Here is an 18,643-nt window from a genome sequence, read left to right as displayed (position 1 = left end):
GTGATCATCGACGCCCACGCCCACGTCTGGCCCGACAAGATCGCGGAGATCGCGCTCTCGGCCAACCGGTTGCCCGACCTCAACGCCCGCGGCGACGGCACCGTCGACGGGCTCACCGCCGACATGGCCGCCAGCGGCGTGGAGATCAGCTGCTGCCTGGGCATCGCCAACGAGGCGCGGCACGTCGACTCGGTCAACCGCTTCGTCGCCGGCCTGACCTCCGAGCAGCGCTTCGGCTTCGGCACCGTGCACGTCGAGCTGTCGGCCGAGGAGAACCTCGCGAGCCTGCGCCGCCACGGCGTGCGCGCGGTGAAGATCCACCCGCTCTTCCAGGGCTTCGGCCTCGACGACCCGCGGCTGTGGGAGATCTTCGAGGCGATGGGTGACGAGTTCGCCGTCATCACCCACGTCGGCGAGGGCGGCTCGCCCGAGGCCAACAAGCTCTCCAGCCCGGCCATGATCCGCGACATCGCCCAGCAGTTCCCGGCACTGCGGCTGATGGCCTGCCACTTCGGCGGCTACAAGATCCTCGACGACGCCGAGGAGATGCTGGCCGGCGCCGACGTGGTGCTGGAGACCAGCTGGCCACCCAGCCTCAGCGCCCTGCGGCCCGAGCGGGTCCGCGACCTGATCCGCAAGCACGGCGCCGAGCGGATCGTCTTCGGCTCCGACTGGCCGATGACCAGCCCCGCCGAGGAGATCGAGGCGATCGACTCACTCGGCCTGTCCGACGACGAGACCAAGAAGGTGCTGGGCGGGACGCTCGCCGGGCTGCTCGGGATCGACTCGCCCTGGGCGCCGTAGGTCGAGCCCCGCTGGTCGAGCCTGTCGAGACCCCCGCTGCTCGAGCCTGTCGAGACCACCGCTGGTCGAGCCCCCGCAGGTCGAGCCTGTCGAGACCATCACGCAGGTCGAGCCTGTCGAGACCACCCGTGAGTCGAGCCTGTCGAGACCACCCGTGGGTCGAGCCTGTCGAGACCACCCGTGGGTCGAGCCCCGTGGGTCGAGCCTGTCGAGACCTCACTCCGTCCGACACCGCGCCAGCATCGGCAGGTCGCCGGTCCGCCCTTCGATCAATGCTCGACGCTTCGCCCGCCCCCACCCCTGGACCTGCTTCTCGCGGGCGTATGCCGCATCGATCCGGGTGAAGTGCTCGTACCAGACCAGCCGGACGGGGAGCCGACGCTTGGTGTAGGCGGCGCCCAGGCCGAGCTGGTGCTGCGAGACGCGGCGTTCGAGGTCGAGGGTGCTGCCGACGTAGTAGGAGCCGTCGGAGCACTCGAGGATGTAGCAGTAGGCGTTCATGCCGCCAGGATCAGACCCGGGCGCGCGGGTGTCGAACGACGTTGGCTCGCCTGTGGAGAACTGAGGGTGTCCGACGGGCCTGTGGATGGTTTCTGGTCTCGACAGGCTCGACCGGCGGGGGTCTCGACCGGCGGGGTTAGGAGCCGTTGCCCCACACGATGGGGGCGGAGAGCACGTCGGGGAATTTCTTCTCGGCGTACTTGAGGTACTGCTGGATGTGGTCCTGCATCGCCTCGGCCGACGCGGCGGGGTCGCGCTGGGCGATCGCCTCGTAGATGTTGAGGTGCGCCTTGTGGACCGCGGAGCGGCGTACCTCGGGGTAGTCGATGCCGATCGCCGAGCCGTCGAGGATGCCGAGCAGCGCGTCGACGAGGTAGCCGAACATCGCGTTGCCGGAGCCGTGCGCGATGACGTCGTGGAAGCGCTTGTTCTCCTCCAGGAAGACCGTCTGGTCGTCGAGGTGGTCGTGCATGTTGTCGACGCTGGCCTTGAGCGAGGCGAGCTGCTCGTCGGTCATCCGCTCGGCCGCGAGCTGGGCCATCATCGGCTCCAGGCCGCCGCGGGCCTCGGCGATCGTGCGGAAGGGAGCGTTGGCGAACTGCAGCAGCAGCGTGAGCGAGGTGGCGAGGCTGGCCGCGTCGGGGTGCTGGACGACCGGGCCGCCGCCGGGGCCGGGCTTGAGCGAGATGACGCCCTGCAGCTCCAGGAAGCGCAGCGACTCGCGCAGCGTGCCCCGGCCGACCTCGTAGTCCTCGAGCATGATCCGCTCGGGGGGCAGCCGGTCGCCGACGGTGTTGCCCCGCCGGTTGATGTCGCCGACGATGCGCTGCGCGAGCAGCATCGCGGTCTTCTGGGGCCGCATCGGAGTGGAACTCATCGCTTCACCTCTGGTTTCGCCGGATCCCGTCACCGAGGATCGGCGGGTAGGGCTGCTGAATCATAGGCATGAATTCGTCCGTTCGGCAGGGATCGCCGCACCTGCGGCGAGCCTCTTTACCTGCGCGACCAGCGCCGAGCGGGCCGAACGGGCCCCTTCCGACACCGCGGTGAAGCGCAGGAAGCCGTGGCAGAGGTCCTCGTGGTCGCTGAGCGTGGCGGGCACGCCCAGGGCGTCGAGCGCGGTGACCAGGGCCGCGCCCTCGTCGTGCAGCGGGTCGTGCCCGGCGACCACCACGTGGGTGGGTGGCAGGTGCACGAGATCCGGCGCGGAGATCGGCACCAGATCCGATACGTCGCCCGGCTCCTGCCCCGCGAGGTAGTGCTCGAAGAACCAGCGCATGTCCGCGGCACCCGTGGGGAACGCCCCCGCCCGGCGCCGGTACGACGCGGTCCCGCCCGGCCGCCCGAGCACCGGGTAGGCCAGCACCAGGAACGACGGCCCGGGCTGCGGCCCGCGCACCGCGAGCGCCGCGGCCAGGTTGCCGCCGGCGCTGTCACCGCCGAGGGCCAGCGGCTCGTCGTACGTCGCGGCGACCCAGGTCCAGGTCGCCGCGAGGTCGTCGAGGCCTGCGGGGAAGGGGTGCTCGGGCGCGAGCCGGTAGTCGACGCTGACCACGCGCACGTCCGCCTCGGCGGCGAGGAAGCGGTGCAGCTCGTCGGCGTAGTCGAGGTCGCCGGTGACCCAGCCGCCGCCGTGCGCGTAGACGAGGGTGACGAGAGCCTGGTCGCCCTCGTAGACCCGCACCGGGACCGGGCGGCCGTCGCCGGCGGGGAGGTCGGTGACGCTCACGTCGGGCCCGTCGGCGCACAGCCGGTTGCCGAGGACGACGCGCTCGCGCGCCTCGGCGGGGGAGAGGCTGACCATGGGGGTGTTGCCCGCAGCGGCGTCCCGGAGCGCCGCGAGGCCGGCCTCCAGGTCAGCCACTGACCACCCCGTCGGCTGCCAGCGCACCGAGCTCGTCGGCGCTCAGGCCGGCCGCCGTGAGCACCTCGGTGGTGTGCTCGCCGACCGCCGGCACGCCGTCGTACGACGGGCCGTCGTACTCGCGCACGTGCAGGATCGGGCCGGGCACCAGGGCGTCGCCGCCGAGCTTGCTGCCGGTCAGCGCGGTGAGCGTGCGCTCGGTGAAGTGCGGGTCGGCGACGATGTCGCTGGAGTCGTTGACCGCCGCGGCGACGACCTCGTGCTCGTCGAGGATCGCGAGCACCTCGTCGCGGGGGCGCTGCCGGACCCAGTCGATGACGATCGCCTGCAGGGCCTCGTTGTTCGCCATCCGCGCGACGTTCGTGGCGTAGCGCTCGTCGGTCTGCAGGTCGCGGCGGTCCATCGCCTCGAACAGCCGCATCGCGATGGCCTGGTTGGAGCCGGCGATCGAGAGCCAGCCGCCGTCCGCGGCCTGGTAGATCCCGCGCGGGGAGGCCGCACCGGACGCGTTGCCGTGGCGCTGCATGATCTCGCCGGAGGAGGTGTAGTTGAGCACCGCGTCGCCGAGGATGAACATCAGCGGCTCGTAGAGCGCGACGTCGACCTCGCTGCCGAGGCCGGTGCGGCCCCGGTTGAAGAGCGCCATCGCCGTGCCGTACGCCGCGGAGATCCCCGCGATCGAGTCGGCGAAGCCGAACGGCGGGGCGGTCGGCGGCGTGTGCGGCCAGCCGTTGAGGAAGGCGTAGCCGCTGGCGGTCTCCGCGACGGTGCCGAAGCCGGGGCGCTCGCGGTAGGGGCCGGTCTGGCCGAAGCCGCTGACGCGGGTCATCACCAGACCGGGGTTGATCGCCTTGAGCTCGTCGTAGGACATGCCCCAGGCCTCCATCCGGCCGGGGCGGAAGTTCTCGATCAGCACGTCCGCGTCGGCCACCAGCCGCTTGAGCACGTCGCGGCCCTCGGGGCGGCGCATGTCGATGCCGACCGAGCGCTTGCCGGAGTTCAGCCGCGCGAAGCCGATCGCGGTGCCCTCGTGGGCCGGCTGCCACTGGCGGGCGAAGTCGCCGACGCTCGGGTCCTCGATCTTGATCACGTCGGCGCCGAAGTCGCGCAGCATGCGGCCGGCCGTCGGGGCGGCGTACATCGAGCCGGCCTCGATCACGCGGATGCCGGCGAGAGGTCCCTGGGAGGCGGTCATGTCAGGCGTCCTTCGCGTCGGTGAGGGTGAAGCCGGCGTAGTCGTCGGCGGCGACCTGGTCGCAGATGTCGCGGTAGTGCCCGACCCCGCCCAGGTAGAGGGAGAAGACCCGCGGCTTGCCCGGCACGTTGGCGCCGAGGTACCAGGAGTTCCCCTTCATGAAGAGGGTGGGCGCGGCGACGTCGTAGACCTCCTGGGTCCAGCGGTCCTGGGCGTCGGTGTCCACCTCCGCGCTGACGATGCCGTTCTTGAACTGGTGCTGGATGAAGTCGGTGATCCACTCGACGTGCTGCTCGATGGAGATCAGCACGTTGCTGATGACCGAGGGGCTGCCGGCGCCCGCGACGACGTACAGGTTGGGGAAGCCGTGGGTGCCGATGCCGAGGTAGGTGCGCGGCCCGTCGGCCCACGCCTCCGGCAGCGTGCGGCCGTCCGTGCCGCGGATGTCGATGGCGAAGAGCGGGCCGGTGAGTGCGTCGAAGCCGGTGGCGAGCACCAGTACGTCGAGCTCGTGCCGGGCACCGCTCTCCAGCACGATCGCGCTGCCGTCCACCCGGGTGATCGGGTCGGCGGCGACGTCGACGAGCGAGACGTTGTCGCGGTTGAAGGTCGTGTAGTAGTCGATCTCCAGCACCAGCCGCTTGGAGCCGAACGGGTAGCCCTTCGGGCAGAGCCGCTCCGCCGTCTCGGGGTCCTGCACGATCTCGCGGATGCGCTGCTTGACGAACTCCCCGGCCTTCTCGGCCGCCGTCTCGTCGGTGCGGAAGTCGCGGTAGGCCGCGAGGATGTCCGGCCCGCCGCGCTCCCAGTGCCCGCGGAAGGTCTCCTCCAGCGCGGCCGGGTCGACGTCCAGCGCGGACTCGGTGCCGATGTGGCGGTGCGTACCGCCGGGGTGGTGACGGGCGATCTCGCGGTACTCCTGGAAGCGCGACTTGAGGTCCGCGACGTACGCCGGGTCGAGGTCGTGGTTGCGGGCGGGGATCGCGTAGTGGGCGGTCCGCTGGAACACGGTCAGGTGACCGGCCTGCTTGGCCACCTGGGGCACGGTCTGCACGCCCGAGGAGCCCGTGCCGATGACGCCGACCCGCTTGCCGCTGAGCTCGACGCCCTCGCGCGGCCAGTCACCGGTGTGCGCCAGGACGCCCTCGAAGTCGGCGATGCCGTCGATCGCGGGCAGCTGCGGCTTGGAGAGCTGGCCGCTCGCCATGATCACGTGCCGCGCCACGAGGCGGTCGCCCTGGTCGGTCGTCACCCGCCAGTGCGCGGCCTCGGCGTCCCAGTGCATCGCGGTGACCCGGGTGTCGAACGTGATCCCGCTGCGCAGGTCGAGCCGGTCGGCGACGAAGTTGATGTAGCGCAGGATCTCCGGCTGCGCCGGGTAGCGCTCGGTCCAGGTCCACTCCTGCACGATCGCGTCGTCGAAGGAGTAGCAGTAGTCCACGCTCTCGATGTCGCACCGCGCGCCGGGGTAGCGGTTGCGGTACCAGACGCCGCCGAGGTCGTCGTCACCCTCGATGACGTGGACCGTGCGGCCCAGGGTGCGCAGGCGGTGCAGGCTGTAGAGCCCGGAGAAGCCGGCTCCGACGACCAGGACGTCGAGCTCGGCCGGGGGTGTCGCACGCAACGTTCGGTCCTCTCCGTAAACAATGCTCATGAATATTAGCATTGTGGTGAGGCGGGTCACAAGGCGCCGTTGGTCGAGCCTGTCGAGACCACCCGCCGGTCGACCCCGCCGAGACCCAAGCCCCGCTGGTCGAGCCTGCCGAGACCAAAGCCCCGCCGGTCGCCCCTGTCGAGGCCCAAGCCGCGCTGGTCGCCCCTGTCGAGGCCCAAGCCGCGCTGGTCGAGCCTGTCGAGACCATCCGTCGTACCGTGTCACCGTGCACCGGATCTTCACCACCAGCGTCGCCTCGGTCTACCCCCACTACGTGACCAAGGTGGAGCGCAAGGGCCGCACTCAGGCGGAGCTGGACGAGGTCATCTGCTGGCTCACCGGCTTCTCCGAGTCCGAGCTGGCCGCGCATCTGGCCGCCGAGACGACCTTCCTCGACTTCTTCGACGTCGCCACGCTCAACCCCGCCGCCTCGCTCATCACCGGCTCGGTCTGCGGGGTGAAGGTCCAGGACGTCGAGGACCCGCTGATGCAAAAGATCCGCTACCTCGACAAGCTGGTCGACGAGCTCGCCAAGGGCCGGCCGATGGAGAAGGTCCTCCGCGGCTGAGATCGCCTACGCTGCTGCCATGGCGAGGGTGGTGGTCGGACGAGTCGGTACGACGGTGAACGTCGACACCGGCGTCTGCGTCAAGACGGGCCGCCCCACCACTCAGCAGGTCACCCTCCGCGGCAGCACCACCCCCGGCTGGGTCGACTTCCTCGTCATCTTCAGCTTCCTGAGCTGGCTGGTCGCAACCAGCGGCTCCTCCCGGCGCTACCGGATCGACGTACCGTTCCTGCACGAGGTGCACGACCGCTGGCGCCGCCGCAACCGCCTCGCATGGCTCATCGGCGGAGGCGGCTTCGTCCTCGCCGTCATCAGCATTGCCTCTGGCAAGGAGCTCGCCGGGCTGTTTCTCGGGATGGCTGCGGCGGGGCTTGCGCTGGGCGTCGCCAATGCGCTGATCGACAACGTGGGGGTGCGGCAGAACCGAGCGGGGGAGCTCGTGCTGACACGGGTGCACCAGGCGGCCGCCGACGCGATCACGGATGCCAACGTCACGCTCGGCTGACGCCAGCTCTGCTGGGGGGGCGACCCCTATTGAGGGAAGCCCCGGAGGGTCGAACTCAACCTTGTCGCCCAGAGAGCCGCCTCGATGACGAACCATCTGGCGATGTCGGGCATCGCTTGGTCGCGTTCGTTCATCGATCCGCTGCGCGTGATGCCGAGCGCCACCTAGATCGCTGAAGCAACTTGCGGTTGGCGGGTCAGGATGTGTCGGGACTGGCGTGCGTCTCAGCCCGGGCGTTTCCCGTAGCCGAAACTGCCACGCTTCCACCGCCGTCCGTCACCTGACGAACTGATTCGGTCAGGTCGGCGGGAGCCCCAGATGCTCGCGGATCTGGGCGTCCTTCCAGCCAGCGCCCACGGAGATGAAGTCCAAGACCTCGTAGATCGTTGTGCCAATCTCGTGGTCGTCCCAGCCGAGATACGCGGTCACTCGTTCTGTCATTTCTCGAACTGCTATTAGGGCGGGAATAGCGTACGACGCGATCTTCTCTGCCTTGCGCCAGACGTCGATCTCGTGCGGGAGTGAATAGTCGTCAGGCAGGACGTCTCCAACGTTTGGACGGCAGTGGGCGACAGTCGAGAGCGTGCGATACGTCGATAGACCAACGCCTGGGAGGATCCGCTCGACTAGGTATCGGACGGCTTCTCTTTCGCCCTCAGGGGCCGGGACGGTCGGTGCCAAGTGGGAGAGTCTGGGCTGGCGAACCTCGAAACCGGAGGCGCTGGCGAATGCAACCAGTTCTTCAAGGCCAGTCAAGTAGTCCTCGCTCTCGTCGTCGGAGCGGTGGTTTGCGCCCTCCTTCATGTCTTCCATCCGAAGGTTGTGTGTTCGCCTCAACCGCTCGCGACTGTCGGCAGTCGCGTCCGAGATGAAGCAACCCGTTGCAGCTGCCTCGAGCACCGTTCGTGACATTGTTAGCGGTGCGCGGATCGTTTGCCCCGATTCGAGCGAGTCCGCGATCCCGTGCATATGGTCGACCGCTGTTTGAACCGCCTGAGCAAGAAGACCGATCCCCCAGACGATCGAATTCCTGAACGGGTTGGTTTCGGCGAACTCGAGAGTGACTAGGTCATGATCGGCGACGAAGGTACCTAGCAAGTCGTCGACGAAGGTCACGTCCTGCTCGGCTCTTGACCCCGCTCTGGGTTGCCAGGAGTAGGTGTCTCGCGGACCTATTCCCTTCGCAGCGCATGCGTTAACCCGCTCAAAGTCGAACCCGCTGTAGATCAGGTCAGCCAACTGGCGAAGGGCGTCGGCCAGTTCGGAGGATGTGGGGCGCTTCGAAGCCACTAGTTCGCGCTCCCTGCCGCCTCGCTGGAGCTGCTCGAAAAGAGCTTCGATATCCAGTTCGGGCTCGTTGAACTCGGGTTCCGTGCTCACGGGGTAATCCTGCCGCTACTAGCGCTCCGAGGCCCATCGATTTGAACGACCCGGATGTGGTCGTCGCCAACGCTCAGCCCTTCCGGTTGACGTGGCGGGAACGAACTTCCGGCAAACGGGCCCGCATCCGTCTGGGCGGAATGACGCGCCGGTACGAGACGAAATGCCAGAGGCCCGCCCCACCAGGGACGGGCCTCTCGCATCAAGCACTCAGCTCTTGTTCGCCTTCCGCGCCCGAGAGGCCATCTTCGCCCGCTCGTTCGCGTCCAGGTTCACCTTCCGGATCCGGACGGTCTCAGGCGTGATCTCCACGCACTCGTCCTCGCGGCAGAACTCCAGGCACTGCTCCAGCGACAGCTTCTTCGGCGGGATGAGCTTCTCGAAGTTGTCGGAGGTGGCAGAGCGGATGTTGGTCTGCTGCTTCTCCTTGGTGATGTTGACGTCCATGTCGTCGGCGCGGGAGTTCTCGCCGACGATCATGCCCTCGTAGACCTCGGTGCCGGGCTCGACGAAGAGCACGCCGCGCTCCTGCAGCGACGTCATGGCGTACGCCGTGGCGGCGCCGGAGCGGTCGGCGACGAGGGAGCCGGACTGGCGGGAGCGGATCTCGCCGGCCCAGGGGAAGTAGCCCTCGGAGATGGAGTGGGCGATGCCGGTGCCGCGGGTCTCGGTGAGGAAGTCGGTGCGGAAGCCGATCAGCCCCCGAGCCGGTACGACGAACTCCATCCGCACCCAGCCGGTGCCGTGGTTCGTCATGCCCTCCATGCGGCCCTTGCGGTTGGCGAGCAGCTCGGTGATGGTGCCGAGGAACTCCTCGGGCGCGTCGATGGTGAGGCGCTCGAAGGGCTCGTGGGTCTTGCCGTCGACCTCGCGGACGACGACCTGGGGCTTGCCGACGGTGAGCTCGTAGCCCTCGCGGCGCATCTGCTCGACGAGGATGGCGAGGGCGAGCTCGCCGCGGCCCTGGACCTCCCAGGCGTCGGGACGCTCGGTGGGCAGGACGCGGAGCGAGACGTTGCCGATCAGCTCGGAGTCGAGGCGGTCCTTGACCAGGCGGGCGGTGACCTTGTGGCCCTTGCCGCCCTTGCCGACCAGGGGCGAGGTGTTGGTGCCGATCGTCATCGAGATGGCGGGCTCGTCGACGTGGATGAGCGGCAGCGCGACCGGGGTCTCCGGGTCGGCGAGGGTCTCGCCGATGGTGATGTCCGGGATGCCGGCGACGGCGACGATGTCACCGGGGCCGGCGGACTCGCCGGGCTTGCGCTCGAGGCCCTCGGTGACGAGGAGCTCGGTGATCTTGACGTTCTTCACGCCGCCGTCGCGCTGCATCCAGGCGACCTGCTGGCCCTTCTTGAGCGTGCCCTGCTTGATGCGGAGCAGCGCGAGGCGGCCCAGGAAGGGGGAGGCGTCGAGGTTGGTGACGTGGGCCTGGAGCGGCGCGCCCTCGTCGTAGACCGGCGCGGGGATGGTCTCCAGGATGGTGCGGAACAGCGGCTCGAGGTCGCTGCCCTCGGGCAGGGTGCCGTTCTCGGGCTTGGTGAGCGAGGCGATGCCGGCCTTGCCGGAGGCGAAGACGACGGGGAAGTCCAGGGCGTCCTGGGAGTGCGAGTCGTCGAGCAGGTCCATGAACAGCTCGTAGGTCTCGTCGACGACCTCGTCGATGCGGGCGTCGCCGCGGTCGGTCTTGTTGACGACCAGGATCACCGGCATGTCGGCGTTGAGCGCCTTGCGCAGCACGAAGCGGGTCTGGGGGAGCGGGCCCTCGGAGGCGTCGACGAGCAGCACGATGCCGTCGACCATCGACAGGCCGCGCTCGACCTCGCCACCGAAGTCCGCGTGGCCGGGGGTGTCGATGATGTTGATGACCATGTCGCCGTCGGCGAGCTCCTGCGCGGAGGGGCCGCGGTAGTGCACCGCGGTGTTCTTCGCGAGGATCGTGATGCCCTTCTCGCGCTCCAGGTCGCCGGAGTCCATCACGCGCTCGGCGACACCCTCGGCCTGGTGGGCGCTGAACGCGCCGGCCTGGTGCAGCATGGCGTCGACGAGGGTCGTCTTGCCGTGGTCGACGTGGGCCACGATGGCGACGTTGCGGAGATCGGTACGACGAGTCTGGGACACGAGGGTTCAGCCTACTGGCGCCGGACCTTCCGCCTCGCATCGTCGCGTGCGCCCCTAGACTCCCTCCATGCAGACCATCGGGCTCGTCGGCGGCATGTCCTGGGAGAGCAGCGCGGCCTACTACGAGGCACTGAACCGTGGCGTCGAGGACCGCCTGGGCGGCTACCACTCCGCCAAGAGCGTCCTCGCCTCCGTCGACTTCGCCGAGGTCACGGCCCTCCAGGAGGCCGAGGACTGGGACGGCGTGGCCGCGATCCTGCGCGACGCCGCGCAGTCGGTCGAGCGGGCCGGCGCCGACTTCCTGATGCTGTGCACGACGACCTTCCACCGCGTCGCCGAGCAGGTCCAGGACGCCGTGGAGATCCCCCTGCTCCACCTGGGCGACGTCGTCGCCGAGGCGTGCAAGGAGCAGGGCGTGGAGACGGTGGCGCTGCTGGGGACGAAGTTCGCGATGTCGCGCACCTTCTTCACCGACCGCATCGCCAGCCACGGCCTGGGCGTCCTGGTGCCGGAGACCGGCCACCACGACGAGCTCAACCGCATCATCTACGACGAGCTGGTGCACGGCAAGGTCCTCGACGACTCCCGCCGGGCCGTCGTCGGCATGATCAGCGAGCTGTGGGACGCCGGCGCGGGCGGCGTGATCCTGGGCTGCTCCGAGCTGGAGCTGCTGGTGCGCCAGGCCGACTCCGAGCTGCCGGTCTTCCCCTCGACCGCGCTGCACGTGGCGGCCGCGCTGGACCGCGCGCTCGCCTGACCGCGCGCGGGCTCAGCCGGCGGGCCGGACCATGCCCTTGCCGCGCAGCTGCTCGACGAAGGCGATGACGTCGGCGCGGCAGTCCTCGGCCGTGACGTCGTACTCCTGTGCCACCAGCGCGGTCAGCCCGTCGAGGTCGTGCGGCTGGGCCAGCGCCTGCCAGAGCGTGGCGGCGACGCCCTTGACGGCGTAGTACTCCCCGGCCTCGACGCTCATCATCACGTACTCACCGCCCATCTCGACCGCCTCCCAGCCGGGGGCGCGGACCCAGCGCTCGGCTCGCTCAGGCCGTCCACGCATGGCGTTCCTCCCGTTCGGTCGCGTCGATGTCGGCGAGGATCGCCTCGGCCGAGGCGGCCACCGAGTCCACGCCGCGCGGGCGGTCCACGCGGGTGAGCCGGGCGGTGGCGGCGAGCGCGGCACTGCGCACCAGGTGGGTACGACGGTGCGCGCCGACGAGCACCTCGTTGCGGTAGGCGTGCTCGTGCAGCGCGTTGAAGACCTCCGCGCCCCGCACCGGGACCAGCCGCAGCGGCCCGTCGTGGCGGTCCAGGACGTAGAGCCAGCGCACCGGCAAGGGCGCCAGCGCGGCCCGCTCGATCGGCACGTGGAACTTGTCGTGCTCGTCGCGGACCCGGGCCAGGCCGGCCGAGCCCACGCCGAGCCGGTCGAGCGCGTCCTGCCACAGCTTGATCCGCGGGAAGCCCGGCAGTGCGTGGCCGGTGGCGTCGACGGGCACCACGTCGTCGCTGAGGACGTCGAGGCCACGACGGTGCATCTCGGCGGCGAGCGTGGACTTCCCGGCGCCGGAGTGGCCGAGCACGACGGCGCAGGCCGAGCCGACCCGGAAGGCGTTGCCGTGCAGCACCAGCAGCCCGCGCTGCACGAGCAGGCAGCCGAGGGCGGTGCCGAGCAGGAAGAGCCGGACGGTGGCGGGGTCGACGCCGTCGTACGGCTGGACGGTGAGGAGCGAGCCGCGCTCGGCGAGGAACCGCCCCACCTCCGGCACGTCGACCCCGGTCGCTTCGCCGTCGACCCACATCCCCAGCGGGACCCGCACCGCGGCCGGGCCGGGCGTGGCGACCGGGCCCACCCGGACCACCACGTCGGCCACGGCCGCGGGCGCAGGCGTCAGCTCCGGCAGCGGGAGCTCGCTGTCGAGGACGAGGCCGTAGCAGGAGAAGTGCATCTCAGTGTCGCGGCACCCAGACGAACGCGCCGACCTCGGCCCAGTCGCGGGTGGAGCCACCGGTGACGGTGACCCCGCCGGCCGACACCCACACGTGGGCCTTGAGCGTGCCGGACTCGTCGCGGCGTACGCCGAAGGTCATGCGGTGCGGGACGCGCAGTGCGCGCAGCAGCAGCCGGGCGCTCAGCGCCTGCGGGTAGCAGTCGGAACGCCACGGCGTACGCGTCGCCGCGACCTGCACGAGCCAGCCGATGCGCCTCGCCCGGCCGGTTTCCCGTGGACCGGCGGGTGGCAGCGTGGCTGCCGTGCGAGGAGCCCGGTGGTCACCGAGCAGGTGTCGGACCACCCGGAACGGCAGCACCAGGGTCAGCAGCCGGGTCAGGCCCAGCAGCACCCAGGTCGCCGCGAGGGCGAGCCGGCCTCGGTTCGTCAGCTGCCGATGCCGAGGTTGATGTCGAGGTCGATCTCGATGTCCTGCGTGGCCCGGAGGCTGAGGGACTCGAGGACGGGTGGTGCGTAGGTCGGCTTCATGCGCGCTCCTGAGGGGGTCGGACGGCGGACGGGAGGACCGTCGTCACTGGCACAACGCGGACCCGCGCGGGAGGGAACGGGGCGCCGGCGAGTTTTAACTCTGTTTCGCTGCCGGCCCGTTCGCCGCGTGCGACGCTCGCGCCGTGACCGCCGCCCTCGACCTGCTCCGGAGCCTGGTCCGGGACGCGCTCGCGGCGGAGGAGGGCCAGCCCGTCGGGGCCGCCGACCTCGGTGCGGTGGACGTGCCCGCCCTGCTGGCCGTCGTACGACGGCACCGGGTCGGCGAGCTCCTGCGCACCTCCGCGCCGGTGCTCGCCCTGCCGGGCGAGCTGGTCGCCGGCCTGGACGCCGGGCGCGACCTGGCCCGCCCCCGGCTGCTCCTGCAGGCGATGGAGACGGTGCGCGCCTGCGCGCTGCTGACGGAGCACGGCGTGGACGTGCTGGCGTTCAAGGGCCAGGCGCTGGCGGTCCAGACGACCGGCCGCGCGGACGCCCGCGGTCCCGGCGACGTGGACCTGCTGGTGCCGCCGGAGCGGGTCGTGGCGGCGCACCGGGCGTTGCTCGCCGGCGGCTGGGCGCTGCGCGAGGAGGGCCGGGTGGAGCCGGGCACCTGGGCGTGGGAGTACGTGAGCCGATGGGGCAACGCGCTGACGTACGCCGGCCACGGCGCCGACGTCGACCTGCACTGGCGGCTGGAGGCGAGCCCCGGCGCGCACCCGGACTTCGCGGTGCTGCACGCCCGCCGTGCCGAGGTGTCGCTCGGCGGGGCCCGGCTGCCCACGCTGAGCCCGTCCGACGCGCTGCGCCACTCCGCGGCCCACCGCGAGGGCTGGGTGTGGCTGCGGACGTTGGTGGACCTGCGCCGCCTGGCCCGCGACCCGGCCGTCCTCGACGGCGGGCTGCGCCCGGTCGCCCTGGCCTCGCTGGCGATCGCGCGGGCCACGGTCGGGCTGCCGGACAGCGTCCCGGCGCACGTGCACGACCGGCTGGACCGCGTGCCGGCCGCGGTGGTGGACCGGGCGCTGGGCTACCACCGTGACGCCGTGCCGGCCTCCTTCGGCGGTGGCGCCGGCAGCGCGCTGACCTTCCGGCACCGGCTGGCCTCGCTCAGCACGACAGCGGACCTGCGGCACGCGGCGGTCACCCTGGTGCTGCCGGCGCACGCGGCCCTGCCCGTCCGTTCACGCACCGCCTGGACCGGGGTCCCGCGGGCGCTCGCGCTGCGGTTGCGCACGCTGGTGCGCAGCCGGGTCAGACGCGGTGGACCTTGTGCTGGGCGGCCTGGGCGCGCGGCTTGATGACCAGCTCGTCGATGTTGACGTGCGGCGGGCGGGTGGCGATCCAGGTGATCGCGTCGGCGACGTCGTCGGCCACCAGCGGGTCGGGCACGCCGGCGTAGACCGCGTCGGCCTTCGCCTGGTCGCCGTCGAAGCGCACCAGGGAGAACTCCTCGGTGTGCACCATCCCGGGCGCCACCTCGCTGACCCGCACCGGCTGGTCGAAGAGCTCCAGGCGCAGGGTCTGGGTGACGGCCTTCGTGCCGTGCTTGGCGGCGGTGTAGCCCGCGCCGCCCTCGTAGACCAGTCGGCCCGCGGTGGAGCCGACGTTGACGATCACGCCCGCGCCGCTGGCGACCAGGGCGGGCAGCAGCGCCTGGGTGACGTTGAGGACACCGAGCACGTTGACGTCGTACATCCGCCGCCAGTCGTCGGGGTCGGACTCCGCGACGGGGGCGAGCCCGAAGGCCCCGCCGGCGTTGTTGACCAGCACGTCGAGGCGCGGTCCGACCTCCTCGGCGAGCGTGGCGACCTGCGCGGCGTCGGTGACGTCGCACGCGACCGCCCGGCCGCCGATCTCGGCGGCGAGCGCCTCGACCCGGTCGGTACGACGCGCTGCGCACACCACCTCGAAGCCGGCCTCCGCCAGGTGGCGCGCGGTGGCCGCGCCGATCCCGCTGGAGGCTCCTGTCACGACTGCGATCCGGGTGCTCATGGACACCATCTTTCCCGGTAGGGAATGCCGGGCACACTGAGAGGGTTGAGGCGTTCGCCAGGAGTCGGACGCAAGGAGGGCGGATGGGGGAGTCCCGGATCGGGCGCGTCGCCATGATCAGCCTGCACACCTCACCGCTCGACCAGCCGGGCACCGGGGACGCGGGCGGCATGAACGTCTACGTCGTCGAGGTCGCCCGCCGCCTGGCCGACTGCGGCATCGACGTCGACGTCTTCACCCGGGCCACCAGCTCCGCCCTCGACCCGGTCGTGCAGGTCTCCGACCAGGTCACCGTGCACCACGTGCACGCCGGTCCCTTCGAGGGGCTGAGCAAGGAGCAGCTGCCCGGCCAGCTCTGCGTCTTCGCCCGTGAGGTGCTGCGCGCCGAGGCCGCGCACCCGCCGGGCCACTTCGACGTCGTGCACTCCCACTACTGGCTCTCCGGCCAGGTCGGCGCGCTCGCCCGCGACCGGTGGGGCGTCCCGCTGGTGCACTCGATGCACACGATGGCGAAGGTCAAGAACGAGGCGCTCGCGGCGGGCGACACCCCCGAGCCGCTGGAGCGGGTGATCGGCGAGGAGCAGGTGGTCGAGGCCGCCGACGTCCTCATCGCCAACACCGACCTCGAGGCCAAGCAGCTCATCAACCTCTACGACGCCGAGCCGGCGCGCGTCGAGGTCGTCCACCCCGGTGTCGACACCTCGGTGTTCCGCCCGTTCTCGCCCGCGGAGCGGCGGCGTGCCCGCCGCGAGCGGGACCTCGCCGACGACGCGCTGGTGCTGCTCTTCGCGGGCCGCATCCAGCCGTTGAAGGCCCCTGACGTGCTGCTCCGGGCGGTGGCCGAGCTGCTGTACCGCCGCCCGGAGCTGCGCTCGCGGCTCGTCGTGCCGGTGGTCGGCGGGCCGTCGGGCAGCGGCCTGGAGCGGCCGACCGCGCTGGCCCAGCTGGCCGCGGAGCTGCGCATCGACGACGTGGTCCGGTTCGTGCCGCCGGTGCCCCAGAGCGAGCTCGCCGGCTGGTACGCCGCCGCGTCGCTGGTCGCCGTGCCGTCGTACAACGAGTCGTTCGGGCTGGTCGCCGCCGAGGCCCAGGCCGCCGGCGCCCCGGTCATCGCGGCCGCGGTCGGTGGCCTGACCACCGTCGTGCGCGATGGCCACAGCGGCCTGCTCGTCGACAGCCACGACGCGAGCGAGTGGGCCTCGGCCCTGGAGCGGGTCGTGGTCGACGCCGACCTGCGCGACCGGCTCGCGGCCGGTGCGCTGGTGCAGGCAGAGCAGTTCACCTGGGAGGCCACCGCCGCCCAGACCCTGGCCGTCTACGAACGCGCACACTCCCTGATGCGCGAGGAAGCGGGAGCACTGCGATGACCGAGCCCCTCGACCCGGGCGCGGTGGTGCGCGAGCACCTCACCGCCAACGAGATCGAGTTCGAGGAGACCGACGGCGTCTTCAGCTTCGCGCTGCCCGGCGAGAAGAAGCTGCAGACCCCGGTCCGGCTCGACCTCGGCCCGCACGCCCTGGGCGTGCACGCCTTCGTCTGCCGCCGCCCCGACGAGGAGTTCGAGCGGGTCTACCGCTGGCTGCTGGAGCGGAACATGAAGATGTACGGCGTCGCGTTCGGCATCGACCACCACGGCGACATCTACCTCGACGCCCGGCTCCCGCTCTCCTCGGTCACGCCCGAGGACCTCGACCGGCTGCTCGGCTCGGTGCTGACTTACGCCGACGAGTCGTTCAACACGATCCTCGAGCTGGGCTTCGAGTCCTCCATCCGCAAGGAGTGGCAGTGGCGCAACGACCGCGGTGAGTCGACGGCCAACCTGGAGGCCTTCCGCGGCTGGCTGGAGCAGGACGAGCAGCCGGGACCGCCCGGGGCCTGAGCCTCAGGGGCGCGCGCGCAGGGTCCGCGGCGCGCTCCAGGCGCCGCGTCCGGCCTTGGAACTCGCCGCCACCTTGCAGGTGTACGCCTTGCCGCGGCGCAGCCCGGTCACCACGACGACCGACGAGCCCGCCGGACCGCTGCCGCGTACGACATGTCCCGACGCGCTGCGGCAGTAGGCGGCGTACGACGTGACGCGGGCGCCGCGCGGCAACGCCCTGGTGTGCACCAGCACGCCGCGGCGGGCGGTCTTGCGGGCCGTGCGGGCGAGCGCCGGGCGGGTCGGCGTGATCCGAGCGGCGTCGACGAGCAGCTGCTTGCGGGAGAAGGTGAACCCGGAGGCCTCGATGAAGAAGCCGCCGCCGTCGGGGTCGTGCCAGGTGATGAACTTCCCGGCCGCGGGTGCGCCGGTGGGCGTCTTCACCACGCCCGCCAGGCTGGTCGAGGTCAGCGTCTCCGGGTTGGGGATCCCCATGTCGGTGCGCATCAGGTCGTAGGACACCCGGAACCGGATCGAGCCGGTGATGACCGTGCTGCCGTCGGCGTAGTAGTGCGGCGCGGCGATGTCGGTCGTCAGCGCGTGCGAGCCGTCGGGCTGCTCCTCGAAGAAGATGCCGTTGTAGTAGGCGTTCGTGCCGACGTACATCCCGATGCTGGTGTCGGCCGGGTCGCTGAGCTGGGCGATGTCGCCGCCGAACCGGACCGCGTCGCTGGTCGCCGTGGCCGGGCAGGCCCAGGGCCACACGTCGAAGTTGCAGCCGAGCGCCCAGCGCACCGGCTTGCCGGCGATCCGGATCAGGTGGTTGCCGGAGGCGTCGACGCCCCGGTCGACGTCGGCCAGCCGCATGGTGCCGAGCATGCGCTGGGGGTCGAACGACTTGCCGGTGTTGATGACCACCACCAGGTCGTCGGTGAGCGCGGGCGCGACGCCCTGCGTCTCGAGGTTGATCTCGCGGTAGCCCGTGTGGGACATCGGCCCGTCGAGCACCAGCTCGGTCGGGCTGCTCGACGTCTGCGCCACGCCGTTGATGGTGAACGACTGGATGCACGGGGTGATGAGCGGGGTGCCGCACCAGCGCTCGGCGAAGTCGGCCCGCGCGGGCGGCGCGGAGACGCCGACGACGGCCACCAGGGACGCCCCGAGCAGCACGATGGAACCCACGAGACCGGCACGACGACGCATGGGCTCACTGTCGCCCCGCGCCCGCGCGACCGGCGGCGGATCGCCGGATTCTTTACCTTCGCTCAGTCGCCGGCGGGCGGCTCCTCGTGGAAGGGGCGCACCTCGATCCACTCCGAGATCGGCTCGCCGCCGATGCCGGGCGCGGCGGACAGGCTCGCGGCCGCCTCGTAGGCCCGCTCCGGGGTGTCGACGTCGATGACCATCCAGCCGGCGATCAGCTCCTTGGCCTCCGGGAACGGGCCGTCGGTGACGGGCGGGCGGCCCTCGCCGTCGTACCGGACGAAGGCGCCCTCGGGCGCGAGCGCCTGGGCGTCCACGAACTCCCCGCGGGAGCGGACGTCGTCGGCCCAGTCACGCATGAACTGCACGTGCGCGGCGACCTCCTCCGGCGTCCACTCGTCCATCGGCACGTCGGTGCCGGGGACCGGCGCCGGGCCGTGGTTGCGGTGGTAGTGCTTCAGCAGCAGGTACTTCGCCATGTGCGCTCCTCAGGGTCCGAGAGTCCCATCTTGCCCGGTTGTCGG

Annotated in this window: 20 protein-coding genes; 7 read left to right on the top strand and 13 right to left on the bottom strand. The window is 71.2% G+C overall.

The genetic code is table 11. The features are described 5' to 3' along the window. The gene (locus MRBLML1_RS01235) at window positions 1-804 is read left to right on the top strand and encodes an amidohydrolase family protein (RefSeq protein WP_364510221.1); all 804 of its coding nucleotides are present in this window, start codon (window positions 1-3) and stop codon (window positions 802-804) included. A 216-nt stretch (window positions 805-1,020) separates the two neighbouring features. Here the strand turns inward: MRBLML1_RS01235 and MRBLML1_RS01230 are convergent, their stop codons facing one another. The 5 genes from MRBLML1_RS01230 to MRBLML1_RS01210 all read right to left on the bottom strand — a co-directional run bounded on the left by MRBLML1_RS01230 (window position 1,021) and on the right by MRBLML1_RS01210 (window position 5,988). Continuing rightward, window positions 1,021-1,305 (bottom strand): GIY-YIG nuclease family protein, encoded by a 285-nt coding sequence (locus MRBLML1_RS01230; RefSeq protein ID WP_364510219.1) that lies wholly within the window; start codon window positions 1,303-1,305, stop codon window positions 1,021-1,023. Between the two features lie 136 nt (window positions 1,306-1,441). Next, window positions 1,442-2,182 carry a FadR/GntR family transcriptional regulator gene (locus MRBLML1_RS01225; RefSeq protein ID WP_364510216.1) on the bottom strand — a complete coding sequence of 247 codons (741 nt, stop codon included), beginning with the start codon at window positions 2,180-2,182 and terminating at the stop codon, window positions 1,442-1,444. Between the two features lie 60 nt (window positions 2,183-2,242). After that, window positions 2,243-3,169, bottom strand: a complete 927-nt coding sequence (locus tag MRBLML1_RS01220) for an alpha/beta hydrolase (protein WP_364510213.1) — start codon at window positions 3,167-3,169, stop codon at window positions 2,243-2,245. Further along, window positions 3,162-4,364, bottom strand: coding sequence for a CaiB/BaiF CoA transferase family protein (locus MRBLML1_RS01215; RefSeq protein WP_364510210.1), 1,203 nt, complete (start codon window positions 4,362-4,364; stop codon window positions 3,162-3,164). Before MRBLML1_RS01215 ends, MRBLML1_RS01220 begins: the two co-directional genes overlap by 8 nt. Before the next feature lies 1 nt (window position 4,365). Continuing rightward, window positions 4,366-5,988, bottom strand: a complete 1,623-nt coding sequence (locus MRBLML1_RS01210; RefSeq protein ID WP_364510207.1) for a flavin-containing monooxygenase — start codon at window positions 5,986-5,988, stop codon at window positions 4,366-4,368. Window positions 5,989-6,244: 256 nt separating this feature from the next. On the opposite strand from MRBLML1_RS01210, the gene MRBLML1_RS01205 reads away from it, so the two are divergent. Together MRBLML1_RS01205 and MRBLML1_RS01200 are read left to right on the top strand one after the other, a co-directional pair. Beyond that, window positions 6,245-6,586, top strand: coding sequence for a DUF2200 domain-containing protein (locus tag MRBLML1_RS01205; RefSeq protein ID WP_364510204.1), 342 nt, complete (start codon window positions 6,245-6,247; stop codon window positions 6,584-6,586). A 19-nt stretch (window positions 6,587-6,605) separates the two neighbouring features. Continuing rightward, on the top strand, window positions 6,606-7,091 hold the full coding sequence (locus MRBLML1_RS01200; protein ID WP_364510201.1) for a hypothetical protein: 486 nt from the start codon (window positions 6,606-6,608) through the stop codon (window positions 7,089-7,091). A gap of 297 nt (window positions 7,092-7,388) precedes the next feature. Here the strand turns inward: MRBLML1_RS01200 and MRBLML1_RS01195 are convergent, their stop codons facing one another. Both MRBLML1_RS01195 and typA read right to left on the bottom strand, forming a co-directional pair. Then, entirely contained in the window at window positions 7,389-8,471 is a 1,083-nt protein-coding gene (locus tag MRBLML1_RS01195; protein ID WP_364510198.1) for a hypothetical protein, read from the bottom strand. A 210-nt stretch (window positions 8,472-8,681) separates the two neighbouring features. Next, entirely contained in the window at window positions 8,682-10,589 is a 1,908-nt protein-coding gene (gene typA, locus MRBLML1_RS01190; protein WP_364510195.1) for a translational GTPase TypA, read from the bottom strand. 67 nt (window positions 10,590-10,656) lie between these two features. On the opposite strand from typA, the gene MRBLML1_RS01185 reads away from it, so the two are divergent. Beyond that, a complete protein-coding gene (locus MRBLML1_RS01185) occupies window positions 10,657-11,346 on the top strand; it encodes an aspartate/glutamate racemase family protein (protein WP_364510192.1) in 690 nt (229 codons plus the stop codon). 12 nt (window positions 11,347-11,358) lie between these two features. Here MRBLML1_RS01185 and MRBLML1_RS01180 read toward each other — a convergent pair whose 3' ends face one another. The 3 genes from MRBLML1_RS01180 to MRBLML1_RS01170 are packed head-to-tail and all read right to left on the bottom strand — an operon-like array spanning window position 11,359 to window position 12,968. Next, window positions 11,359-11,646, bottom strand: a complete 288-nt coding sequence (locus tag MRBLML1_RS01180; protein ID WP_364510189.1) for a PqqD family protein — start codon at window positions 11,644-11,646, stop codon at window positions 11,359-11,361. Further along, window positions 11,630-12,535, bottom strand: a complete 906-nt coding sequence (locus MRBLML1_RS01175) for a hypothetical protein (protein ID WP_364510186.1) — start codon at window positions 12,533-12,535, stop codon at window positions 11,630-11,632. The genes MRBLML1_RS01180 and MRBLML1_RS01175 overlap by 17 nt, the downstream gene beginning before the upstream one ends. Window position 12,536: 1 nt before the next feature. Next, complete coding sequence (locus MRBLML1_RS01170; RefSeq protein WP_364513085.1) at window positions 12,537-12,968, bottom strand: lasso peptide biosynthesis B2 protein; 432 nt, start codon at window positions 12,966-12,968, stop codon at window positions 12,537-12,539. A 241-nt stretch (window positions 12,969-13,209) separates the two neighbouring features. Between MRBLML1_RS01170 and MRBLML1_RS01165 the strand changes: the two genes are divergently transcribed. After that, window positions 13,210-14,364 (top strand): nucleotidyltransferase family protein, encoded by a 1,155-nt coding sequence (locus MRBLML1_RS01165; protein WP_364510183.1) that lies wholly within the window; start codon window positions 13,210-13,212, stop codon window positions 14,362-14,364. Here the strand turns inward: MRBLML1_RS01165 and MRBLML1_RS01160 are convergent. Next, complete coding sequence (locus MRBLML1_RS01160; protein WP_364510180.1) at window positions 14,318-15,058, bottom strand: SDR family oxidoreductase; 741 nt, start codon at window positions 15,056-15,058, stop codon at window positions 14,318-14,320. The two genes, MRBLML1_RS01165 and MRBLML1_RS01160, sit on opposite strands and share 47 nt — an antisense overlap. 83 nt (window positions 15,059-15,141) lie before the next feature. Here MRBLML1_RS01160 and mshA point away from each other — a divergent pair, with 83 nt between their 5' ends. After that, window positions 15,142-16,425 (top strand): D-inositol-3-phosphate glycosyltransferase, encoded by a 1,284-nt coding sequence (mshA, locus tag MRBLML1_RS01155; protein WP_364510178.1) that lies wholly within the window; start codon window positions 15,142-15,144, stop codon window positions 16,423-16,425. After that, window positions 16,422-16,937: a YbjN domain-containing protein gene (locus MRBLML1_RS01150; RefSeq protein WP_364510175.1), complete on the top strand. Its 516-nt coding sequence runs from the start codon at window positions 16,422-16,424 to the stop codon at window positions 16,935-16,937. Before mshA ends, MRBLML1_RS01150 begins: the two co-directional genes overlap by 4 nt. A 3-nt stretch (window positions 16,938-16,940) precedes the next feature. On the opposite strand, the gene MRBLML1_RS01145 is transcribed toward MRBLML1_RS01150, so the two are convergent. Together MRBLML1_RS01145 and MRBLML1_RS01140 are read right to left on the bottom strand one after the other, a co-directional pair. Next, window positions 16,941-18,119 (bottom strand): fibronectin type III domain-containing protein, encoded by a 1,179-nt coding sequence (locus tag MRBLML1_RS01145; protein ID WP_364510173.1) that lies wholly within the window; start codon window positions 18,117-18,119, stop codon window positions 16,941-16,943. A gap of 62 nt (window positions 18,120-18,181) precedes the next feature. Next, entirely contained in the window at window positions 18,182-18,598 is a 417-nt protein-coding gene (locus tag MRBLML1_RS01140) for a YciI family protein (RefSeq protein WP_364510170.1), read from the bottom strand. Between the last annotated feature and the right edge of the window lie 45 nt (window positions 18,599-18,643).

The sequence above is a fragment of the Nocardioides sp. LML1-1-1.1 genome, assembly GCF_040676175.1.
In the GTDB taxonomy this organism is placed as follows: Bacteria; Actinomycetota; Actinomycetes; order Propionibacteriales; family Nocardioidaceae; genus Nocardioides.
This window is presented reverse-complemented; position numbering and strand designations above follow the sequence as displayed.

Excerpts from the sequence above, each read along its gene's own strand:
- MRBLML1_RS01230 (WP_364510219.1), bottom strand. The coding sequence starts at position 1,305 with ATGAACGCCTACTGCTACATCCTCGAGTGCTCCGACGGCTCCTACTAC.
- MRBLML1_RS01225 (WP_364510216.1), bottom strand. The coding sequence starts at position 2,182 with ATGAGTTCCACTCCGATGCGGCCCCAGAAGACCGCGATGCTGCTCGCG.
- MRBLML1_RS01215 (WP_364510210.1), bottom strand. The coding sequence starts at position 4,364 with ATGACCGCCTCCCAGGGACCTCTCGCCGGCATCCGCGTGATCGAGGCC.
- MRBLML1_RS01200 (WP_364510201.1), top strand. The coding sequence starts at position 6,606 with ATGGCGAGGGTGGTGGTCGGACGAGTCGGTACGACGGTGAACGTCGAC.
- MRBLML1_RS01185 (WP_364510192.1), top strand. The coding sequence starts at position 10,657 with ATGCAGACCATCGGGCTCGTCGGCGGCATGTCCTGGGAGAGCAGCGCG.
- MRBLML1_RS01180 (WP_364510189.1), bottom strand. The coding sequence starts at position 11,646 with ATGCGTGGACGGCCTGAGCGAGCCGAGCGCTGGGTCCGCGCCCCCGGC.
- MRBLML1_RS01175 (WP_364510186.1), bottom strand. The coding sequence starts at position 12,535 with ATGCACTTCTCCTGCTACGGCCTCGTCCTCGACAGCGAGCTCCCGCTG.
- MRBLML1_RS01160 (WP_364510180.1), bottom strand. The coding sequence starts at position 15,058 with ATGAGCACCCGGATCGCAGTCGTGACAGGAGCCTCCAGCGGGATCGGC.
- mshA (WP_364510178.1), top strand. The coding sequence starts at position 15,142 with ATGGGGGAGTCCCGGATCGGGCGCGTCGCCATGATCAGCCTGCACACC.
- MRBLML1_RS01150 (WP_364510175.1), top strand. The coding sequence starts at position 16,422 with ATGACCGAGCCCCTCGACCCGGGCGCGGTGGTGCGCGAGCACCTCACC.
- MRBLML1_RS01145 (WP_364510173.1), bottom strand. The coding sequence starts at position 18,119 with ATGCGTCGTCGTGCCGGTCTCGTGGGTTCCATCGTGCTGCTCGGGGCG.
- MRBLML1_RS01140 (WP_364510170.1), bottom strand. The coding sequence starts at position 18,598 with ATGGCGAAGTACCTGCTGCTGAAGCACTACCACCGCAACCACGGCCCG.